We start from the raw sequence: 8145 nt of genomic DNA on the forward strand, positions 1-8145 counted from the left end.
GCCTCGGGCGCCAGCAGCGCCTGTGGGTCCTGCTTCATCCACGCGGGGTCGGTGATCAGGCTGTCGCGGATGGCAAAGGCCTGCTTGGTGGCTTCGACGCAGGCATGCACATAGGCCGCGTTGTCGGGTGTCATGCTGGCGGCATCGAACAGGCGGTCGAGCTGACCCAGGATCAGCAGCGACACCAGGCCTTGCGTGGGCGGCGGCATGTTGTACAGAGTGCCGGCGGAGTGCGCCATGGCCAGCGGGGGCTTCCACACCGCCTGGTGCGACTTCAGGTCCAACAGGCGCACCGGGCTGCCAGCCGCCTCCAGATCGGCGGCCATGGAGCGGGCCAGGTCGCCGCGGTAGAAGTCGTCCAGGCCGGCGCGGGCCAGGTGCTCCAGCGTGGCGGCCATGCGCGGCTGCTGCCACAGGCTGCCGATGGCCGGCGCCTGCCCATCGACCAGGAAGCTGTGCGCAAAGCCGCTGACCGGGATCAGCTCCTTGCGCTTGTTGGCGATGCAGTGTGACTGACTGCGGGTGACGGCAATGCCATCGCGCGCATGGGCGATGGCGTCTTCCAGCAGCCGGCTCAGCGGCAGGCGGCCGCCCAGCGCCTCACGCGACCAGGCCAGCGCCGCGTCCCAGCCCGAGATCGTCCCGGCCACGGTGTTGGCCGCCAGGCCGCCGCGGAAAGGAATGCGCTCGATGCCATGGCCGCGGTACGACTCGATGCTGGCGGCCTGCGCGGCCGCGCCGCAGGCTTCCAGCCCGCGCGGCGCCTCACCGGGCTTGGCAATCAGCCAGAAGCCGTCGCCGCCGATGCTGTTCATGTGCGGGTACACCACCGCGATGGTGGCGGCTGCGGCCACCATGGCTTCGACGGCGTTGCCACCCTCGCGCAGCACGCCGATGGCGCTTTGCGCAGCCAGGCCATGCGGCGCGACGGCCATGCCGCGGGTGCCGCGGGCGGGGTTGGGGACGTGGGTCACTGCGGGTCTCCAGAATGCTTCTGCGCATTCTGGCGCGTCCAGACCGCGTGCCGTTCAAGCCGCCAGCAGCCCCGCGCCGCGCAGGTGGCGGTACACCGTGGTGCGCGAGATGCCCAGGCAGCGCGCGGTGCGGCTGACCGAGCCGCAGCGGCGGAACTCGGCCAGCACCGCTTCGGTGGCGCCGCGCTGCAGTTGCGAAGGCCCGTGCTCGGCCGCTGGCGGCAGCGCCGGCAGCACCGCATCGACATCGGCCACGGTGATGTGGCCGGTGGGGTGGGTCAGCAGCACCCGCGCCAGGCAGGCCCGCAGTTCGCGGAAGTTGCCGGGCCAGGCATGGCGGGCCAGGCGCTGCAGCGCAGCCGGCTGCAGCTGCGCATCGGGCTGCAGCGCCTGCAGCAGCCGCGTGGCCACGGCCGCGAAGTCGCTGCGCAGGCGCAGCGGCGGCAGCTTCACCGCCACGGTGTTCAGCCGGTACAGCAGATCGGCCCGGAAGCGGCCCTGCGCCACCGCGGCCTCCAGGTCCACATGTGTGGCGGCCAGCACCTGCACGTCCACCGGCTTGAGCTGGCGGCCACCCACCGGACGCAGCAGCCCGTCGTCCAGGAAGCGCAGCAGCGCGGCCTGCAACGGCAGCGGCAGCTCGCCCACCTCATCGAGCAGCAGCGTGCCGCCATGGGCGCTGGCCAACAGGCCCGCTTGCCCCTGGCGCCGCGCACCGGTGAAGGCGCCGCCCACGTAGCCGAACAGCTCGGCCTCGAACAGCTCGGCCGGCACCGCGCCGCAGTTCACCGGCACGAAGGCGCCGCTGCGGCCGCTGGCCTGGTGGGCATGGCGGGCCAGCAGTTCCTTGCCGGTGCCGGTTTCGCCCTGGATGAGGATGGGCAGCTGCCGCCGCACCGCGGCCGCCACCAGCGCCTGGGCCTGCAGCACGGCGGGGTCCTGGTCGCCCTCCACCGCCGCCGGCAGGGCAGCCGGCGCCTCATGCACCGGCAGGGCGGCCCCCACGCGGCCGCCCGCAGCCTGCACCATCCCGGCCGGCGTGGCAGCCGCCAGCACACGACCCACGGCCTCGCCCGGCTGCACGCAGGCCACGGCCAGCACGCTGTTCATCGCATCACGCAGCCGGGTGGCGCCTTCGGCCCGCAGCCGGCCCAGAAAGCGGTCGAAGGGCTCGTTGAACAGCTGCTCGAAGGCCGCGCCGCGCCGCACCGCCAGGCCGCTGAGCAGGCCCACCGCGCGGCCATTGAAGGCGCTGAGCCGGCCCTCGCCATCGAAGGCCAGCAGCCCGGCGCTCAGCGTGCCCACGAACTCGGGCCGCGGGTGCAGGGCCAGCACCCAGTGCTGGCGTCGCTGCTCGGCCAGCAGCACGTTCTCGATGTGGGCGGCGGCCATCTGCACCAGGGCCTGGGTGTGGCGCTGGCGCGAGTCGAAGCAGCAGGAAGCGTCCAGCGCGCCGATCACGTCGCCATCCGCATCGCGGATGGGCGCGGCGGTGCAGGCGATGTGGCTGAACTGGCCGAAGAAGTGCTCGGGTCCGTTCACCGCCACCGGCCGGCCGCAGGCCAGCGCGGTGCCCAGGCCATTGGTGCCGGCGGCCTGCTCGGTCCACAGGCTACCGGCCGGAATGCCTTCGCCCGCGGTGCTGGTGACAAAGCGCTGGTCGGCATAGCGGTCGAGCACCACGCCTTCGGCATCGGCGAAGGCCAGCAGGAAGCTGCTGCCGGCGATCTGCTGCATCAGGGTTTCCAGCTCCACCAGCGCCAGCTGGCGCACCCGGCCGGCGCGCTCGCGGCGGCGGCGCAGGTCGGCGTCTTCCACCACGATCAGCGGCAGCGGTCGTTCGAAGTCCAGCCCCTGCTGCAGGCAGCGGGCCCAGCTGTCGAGGATGTCGGTGGGTGGATCGTCTGCCGCCACGGGCAGCCTGCGCGCCAGCACCGCGCGGCACTGCGCACGCTGCCACTCCTGCCATGCGCCGCTTGCTTCGAGCATTGCCTGTCTCCTGCCGCGGTCTTCGCCGCTCAAGGTCAGCCCTGTGTGGCGCGGACCATAACAGGGGCCCGCCGGCCCCGGCAACTGAACAGTTTCTGTTCACCGGCGCGTTGCAGCGTTGCATCGCTGTACAGGCCGGCCGGCCCGGCCGGGCCAGGGTTTGCCCGCAGGCTGCAGAGGGAGCGGCGGCGGCGCCCGGCCGCAGACCACCCGCCGGCATGTGCATTGCGAAAGCAAGACCCACCGGCGCCCACGGCGGGGCCCGGCCCACAACGAGGAGACACCCCATGCCACGCACATTCAGTCCGACCCTGGTTCCCACCCTGGCCGCGCTGGCGCTGGCCCTGGCCGGCACGCTGCCGGCCCAGGCCCAGAACATCGACAAGCTCAAGCAGATGAAGGTCTCGGGCACCGACCTCAACATTCCGCCGGTGCCGCAGACCGGCGCGCAGGCCGATGCCATCCGCAAGAACCTGGAGAAGGTGAAGCTGCCGCCGGGCTTTCGCATCAGCCTGTATGCGGTGGTGCCGGATGCACGCCACATGGCGGTGGCGCCTTCGACCAACATGCTGTTCGTGGGCACCCGCAAGACGGCGGTGTATGCGGTGACCGACCGCCTGTCCACCGGCACCGCCAGCGAGGTGAAGGCCTTTGCGCCCTCGCTCAACTTCAAGGTGCCCAACGGCGTGTGCTGGACCCGCGACGGCAGCCTGCTGGTGGCCGAACACAACCGGGTGCTGATGTTCCCGGCGGCCGAGTTCTTCTATGAAGGGCCGGACGTGGCGGTGGCCGAGGTGGTGCCGCAAGGCCAGCTGATTCCGGTGGAAGAGGAGTCGTTCAACCACGGCGCACGCACCTGCCGCGTGGGCCCGGACAACCTGCTCTACATGACGCTGGGCCAGCCGTTCAACGTGCAGCCGCGCGAAAAGCTCAAGTTGTATGAGCAGGTGGGCATCGGCGGCATCGTGCGCATGGGGCTGGACGGCAGCAAGCGCGAGGTGTTTGCGCGCGGCATCCGCAACTCGGTGGGCATGGACTTCAATGCCAAGGACAAGACCCTCTGGTTCACCGACAACCAGACCGACGGCATGGGCGACGACATTCCCAAGGGCGAGATCAACCGCGCCACGCAGGCCGGCCAGTTCTTCGGCTACCCGTACATCGTGGGCCAGACGCGCATCACCGAAAACGGCTACGACAAGGACCCGATCCCGGCCGGCGCGGTGAACCCGCAGGTGATGACCGACGCACACGCGGCCGACCTGGGCATCGTGTACTACGGCGCCAGGCAGTTTCCGGCCAAGTACCAGGGCGGCTTCTTCTCGGCCCAGCACGGCTCCTGGAACCGCACCAAGCCGGTGGGCGCGCGGGTGCTGTTCACCTCGCTCAAGCAGGATGGCACGGCCGACAAGACCGAGGTGTTCGCCGACGGCTGGCTGGACAACGACACCGGCGTGTACCGCGGCCGGCCGGTGGACGTGGCGGTGATGAAGGATGGCTCGCTGCTGGTGTCCGACGACTTCGCGGGCGCCATCTACCGCATCACCTACAGCGCGCCGTGATGCGGATGACCTTGATCGCCCTGCTGGCGGCGCTGGCCGCCGGCAGCCCCGCCCTGGCGGCCGATGCGGCGGCCGGCAAGGCCAAGGCGCAGCAGTGCGCGGTGTGCCACGGCCCCAACGGCCTGGCCACCGCGCCCGATGCGCCCAACCTGGCCGGCCAGCCGGCGCTGTACGTGGCCGCGCAGCTCAAGGCCTACCGTAGCGGCGAGCGCAAGCACGAGGTGATGGCCGTGATGGCCAAGCCGCTGACCGATGCCGACATCGACAACCTGGCGGCCTGGTTCGCCAGCATCAAGGTGACGGCGCAGCTGCCATGATGTGGGCCGCCATCGGCAGCGGGCGGCGCTAAAGCCAGCGGCCGACCCAGCGCTCGATGGCGGCCACGCTCCTGAACTCGTCGCAGGACCGCGCCGGTATCTCGGGGTAGCGCCGGCTCCACAGACGGGCCAGCGCCTGCCCGGGGCCGATCTCCAGCACGCAGCGCGGCTGTCGGCCGCGCACCTCCTCCATGCAGTCCCGCCACCTGACCGTCTCTGCGATTTGCGCCGACAACACCTGCGCCGCCCGCTCAGCGGAACGAACACGGCCGCCCACGTTGCTGAACAGCACGCCGCGCGGCGCCTTTGCCGCCACGGTGGCCAGCAGGCCGGCGAAGGTGGCGGCTGCCTGGCGCATGGCCGGCGTGTGAGAGGCCACTGAAACCGCCAGGCGCGTGACCTGAGCGCCGCGCGCGACCGCCAGTTGCTCGCCGTGCAGCAGCGCCGGCCACGGGCCGCCGACGATCACGGCATCGTCGCCATTGCAGATCGCGATGTGCAGGCCGGCGCTACGGCAGATGTCGGCCACGCTGTCGGGCCCCAGCCCCCCCCAGGCGACCAGACCGCCGGGGCTGGCCTGGCCGCAGCGGTCCATGGCCGCGGCACGCTGCTGCGCCAACCACAGCGCGGTCTGGCCGTCAAACACACCCGCCGCACTGAAGGCCGCCAACTCACCGACGCTGTAACCCGCCCAGCAGACCGGCCCAGGCAGCCGGGGCGCCAGTTCGGCCCAGGCGGCCAGCGCCGTGCCGGTCAGCACCAGCTGTGCCGTGGCATTGCGGGTGGCCCAGCCGACATCGGCCAGCGCCGCGCGCCAATCGGCGCATTCGAGCCGTTCGCCCATCTGCCGCAGCAGCGGCGAAGGTGACAGCCAGGGCAGCATGTCTGCATGCTGGTGGCCCTGCCCGGCAAACAGCACCGCCAGGCTCATGCCGCGTCCCGCAGGCCACCGATGCGTTGCAGCCAGCACGCGGCCGACAGCATGTCCGCCGCCCCGCCCGGCGACAGGCGGCGCGCCACGAAGTCCTTGCCGATCGCTTCGGCACGCCATCGGCCATCGGGCTGAGCAGCGCCCCCTGCCGCCATGAAGCCGCGGGCTGCGGCCTGTGCATGGCGCAGCCCGGCCAAGCCTCCGCGGTGCGCCAGGTTGCTGTCGTCCAGCACCGCCATGGTGGCGAACAAGGCATCGGTGCGCGCGACCCAGACAGACCGGCCGCGCGCCAGACCTTCACGCAAGGTGGGCACGGTGACGCCGAACAACACGGGGAACCCCAGCGCCGCTTCCTGCGCGGCACTGCGCAGGCCGAGCCGTCGCGCCGCCATGCCGCCCGGCAGCGACGAGGGCCGCGCGGCCTTGTGGGCCAAAGCCTCACCCCAATGCCGGCGCAAGACCGCTTGCAGCTGCTGGGGCGTGGGCAGCTGGCCCGCAGCGGCCAGTGCGCCGCCGGCCGCACACAACAGACCCAGCAGGAAGATGGCGCCGCGGTGCGTGTTGACACCGCCGGTGGCCGCCAGCATGCGCTGCTCGGCGTCGAGCCCGCTGCGCTGCAACTCACTGAAGGGCGCCGCCTGCGTACCCAACTCGGCCATGCGCACAAAGTAGCCGCGCAGCGCAAACAGGCTGCGGGTGAAGGTTTGCGCGTCCATGTCGTCATGGCTGCCGACATCGGTCAGCGTGACCAGACCCGGCTTGGGCGACAGCGCCAGTTCGTCGTACAGCGCCGACGATGCCGCCCGCCCCAGGGTCAGCGGTGTGACGGTCGGGGCAACTGCCTCCCGCTGCGCGGAATCCCTCCGAGAGGACATCATGCTGCTTCCGCCGTTTCCGCCGCTTCGGGGCACGGCACCTGAAGGGGGGCCGGCGACCAGCGCAGGAAGCTGCGGTCGATGGTGCGTACCAGCAGGGCGCGGCTGGCGCCGCTGCGCCAGGCCTGCCACTCGCGCCAGGCAACGGCAGCGCCGTCTTCGAACATCAACTCGCCGTCCACGCGGGGCAGCCCTTGCGGCGCATGCGCCAGCAGCGCGGCCACGGCGTCGGCGGTCGCGTCGTCCCCCACGCCGATCCAGAGGTCGATGTCGGAACCCCGGCGCACGTGGCTCAGGCCGGTGAGCGACCGCCAGCCGCGGCTGCCGTACACCCGCGCCTGGCCACCCGCCGCGGCCAGGCTGTGGCACCAGGCGCGCCAGGCATGCCCGACCTTGCGCGGCAACTGCGGTGCGATGTCCTCGGTACGGGGGAACTCGTCGAACCACAGGATCTCCTGCCACGCCACACGCAGCGCGATCCTGCGGTGGCCGAACTCCGCCGGCGCGGGCAAGCCCACGCTGACGCCGTCCACCGCAGCCTGCTCCGGCTGCCGCGTCACCACCACCGGCAGCCGATGGGCTGCCCACCACGTGGTGCAGCGGCGAGACTCGTCGTCAGCCTGCTCGGCACCGATGCGCAACCAGGCGGCCGGCGACAGATAGGCCAATTGATGTCGGCGCAAAGTGACCATGGGCCGCCTCACGGCGCCTGCAGCACGCGCTCGATGACGCTGGCCGCCAGGCGTCGCCCGCCGCGCTCGGCCCCCAGCCGCGCGCGCTGGTCGTCCACCGGCGCATGGGCCAGCGCATCGCGCAGGCAGGCGGCCAGGTCATCCCGCCACAGCCGGCGCACACCACCCATGGCCACGTAGTTGTCCACGCCCGGCGCAAACACGGGGTTCGACCGTGACAGCTCGGTGAGCATCTCCTCCGGCAACTTCGTCACGCGCGCCATGGCGGGGATGCGCATCACCCGGATCTCGGCTTCGGGCAGGGCGTCGCAGGCATCGGCGATCAGGCCCGAGGTGATGAAGCCCCCCGACAGCGCCTGGTCGTACACCAGCCCGAGCACGCGATGGCCGCGACGGCGCGCCAGGTCGATGCACAGGCCCAGGTGGGCCATGGCGCGGTTGATGCCCAGCAGCTCGTCGCGCCGACGCAGCTGCTGGCCTTGCGTGTCGATCAGCAGCAGGATGGCGCGCCCCGGGTGGGCGGCCACAGTGTCCAGCACGGCCCGGGCCTGCTGCAGCGCCAGCTGCACCCCGATGGGCGCATGACCGGTGGTGCCGATGACGGTGAGCGGCTGGCCGTCGAACACGACCGTGCCCTGCAGAAAATCGCCCTCCTGGGCCACGCCGTGCAGGCCATGGTCGGGCCCGAACAGCGTGATGGCCAACTGTCTCCAGTTCATCGCACGTCCTCCAGGGCCACCTTGCGCAGGCCACGCACGGCGTCCACCTCCAGGTCAGCCACCTGCCCGGCCTGCTCCACGCCCAA

At 71.9% G+C, this 8145-nt stretch carries 8 protein-coding genes; 2 read left to right on the top strand and 6 right to left on the bottom strand.

Annotation, left to right across the window (positions count from 1 at the left end; translation table 11 throughout):
• Both ABNT58_RS12790 and ABNT58_RS12795 read right to left on the bottom strand, forming a co-directional pair.
• A partial coding sequence (locus ABNT58_RS12790; protein WP_348753865.1) for a gamma-glutamyltransferase occupies nucleotides 1–935 on the bottom strand: 935 nt, incomplete at its 3' end.
• A 93-nt stretch (nucleotides 936–1028) separates the two neighbouring features.
• Nucleotides 1029–2963: a sigma-54-dependent Fis family transcriptional regulator gene (locus ABNT58_RS12795; protein ID WP_348753858.1), complete on the bottom strand. Its 1935-nt coding sequence runs from the start codon at nucleotides 2961–2963 to the stop codon at nucleotides 1029–1031.
• A 287-nt stretch (nucleotides 2964–3250) separates the two neighbouring features.
• Here ABNT58_RS12795 and ABNT58_RS12800 point away from each other — a divergent pair, with 287 nt between their 5' ends.
• A complete protein-coding gene (locus tag ABNT58_RS12800; protein ID WP_348753859.1) occupies nucleotides 3251–4525 on the top strand; it encodes a PQQ-dependent sugar dehydrogenase in 1275 nt (424 codons plus the stop codon).
• 5 nt (nucleotides 4526–4530) lie between these two features.
• Nucleotides 4531–4842, top strand: coding sequence for a c-type cytochrome (locus ABNT58_RS12805; protein ID WP_348753860.1), 312 nt, complete (start codon nucleotides 4531–4533; stop codon nucleotides 4840–4842).
• Between the two features lie 28 nt (nucleotides 4843–4870).
• Here the strand turns inward: ABNT58_RS12805 and ABNT58_RS12810 are convergent, their stop codons facing one another.
• The 4 genes from ABNT58_RS12810 to ABNT58_RS12825 are packed head-to-tail and all read right to left on the bottom strand — an operon-like array spanning nucleotide 4871 to nucleotide 8059.
• Nucleotides 4871–5773 (bottom strand): acyltransferase domain-containing protein, encoded by a 903-nt coding sequence (locus tag ABNT58_RS12810; protein ID WP_348753861.1) that lies wholly within the window; start codon nucleotides 5771–5773, stop codon nucleotides 4871–4873.
• Nucleotides 5770–6684, bottom strand: coding sequence for a triphosphoribosyl-dephospho-CoA synthase MdcB (gene mdcB, locus ABNT58_RS12815; RefSeq protein ID WP_348753862.1), 915 nt, complete (start codon nucleotides 6682–6684; stop codon nucleotides 5770–5772). Before mdcB ends, ABNT58_RS12810 begins: the two co-directional genes overlap by 4 nt.
• The gene (gene mdcG / locus ABNT58_RS12820) at nucleotides 6648–7340 is read right to left on the bottom strand and encodes a malonate decarboxylase holo-[acyl-carrier-protein] synthase (protein WP_348753863.1); all 693 of its coding nucleotides are present in this window, start codon (nucleotides 7338–7340) and stop codon (nucleotides 6648–6650) included. The genes mdcB and mdcG overlap by 37 nt, the downstream gene beginning before the upstream one ends.
• A gap of 8 nt (nucleotides 7341–7348) precedes the next feature.
• Nucleotides 7349–8059, bottom strand: coding sequence for a biotin-independent malonate decarboxylase subunit gamma (locus tag ABNT58_RS12825; RefSeq protein WP_348753864.1), 711 nt, complete (start codon nucleotides 8057–8059; stop codon nucleotides 7349–7351).
• Between the last annotated feature and the right edge of the window lie 86 nt (nucleotides 8060–8145).

Source organism: uncultured Aquincola sp. (assembly GCF_964001545.1).
In the GTDB taxonomy this organism is placed as follows: domain Bacteria; phylum Pseudomonadota; class Gammaproteobacteria; order Burkholderiales; family Burkholderiaceae_C; genus Aquincola.